Genomic DNA, 610 nt, shown 5'->3' on the forward strand with positions numbered 1-610 from the left:
TATGAACGAGGAGATTTTGATGAAGATGACGAGATATAGCGAACCCCAGATCCTGGCGATCCTGCGCCAGGCCGAAGGTGGGGTTGGGGTGTCCGATCTGTGCCGAGAGCATGGGATGAGCACTGCCTCGTTCTACAAGTGGCGGGCAAAATACGGCGGCATGGATGCGTCGATGATCAGCCAGATGAAGGCTTTGGAGGACGAGAACCGTCGGCTCAAGAAGATGTATGCCGAGATGAGCATGCAGGCCGAGCTTCTCAAAGAGGCCCTTGGAAAAAAATAACGCGGCCATCTCAACGCCGAGAGATGGCCGCCAAAGCGGTGGCACGATATGGGACTGGCATTTCACTGGCTTGCCGCACCTTTGGTGTCAGCCAGACCTGCTATCGTTACAGCCGCAAGCTTAACGCGGAGAACGAGCAGATCGCCGACCTTCTGATCGGGCTGACGAGGGCGAACAAGACCTGGGGGTTCGGGCTGTGTTTCCTGTATCTGCGTAACGTGCGGGGACATGTCTGGAACCACAAGCGCGTTTACCGCATCTACCGTGAGCTGGAGCTGAACCTCAGGATCAAGCCGCGCAGGCGGCTGAAGCGAGACAAACCGGATG

Annotated in this window: 1 pseudogene; it reads left to right on the forward strand. The window is 57.2% G+C overall.

What is annotated here, in order from left to right:
• Positions 1 to 19: 19 nt before the first annotated feature.
• Positions 20 to 610: pseudogene (locus tag WH91_RS23135) on the forward strand (transposase); the annotation flags it as partial.

Origin of the sequence: Devosia psychrophila, from assembly GCF_000971275.1 — a bacterium.
In the GTDB taxonomy this organism is placed as follows: domain Bacteria; phylum Pseudomonadota; class Alphaproteobacteria; order Rhizobiales; family Devosiaceae; genus Devosia; species Devosia psychrophila.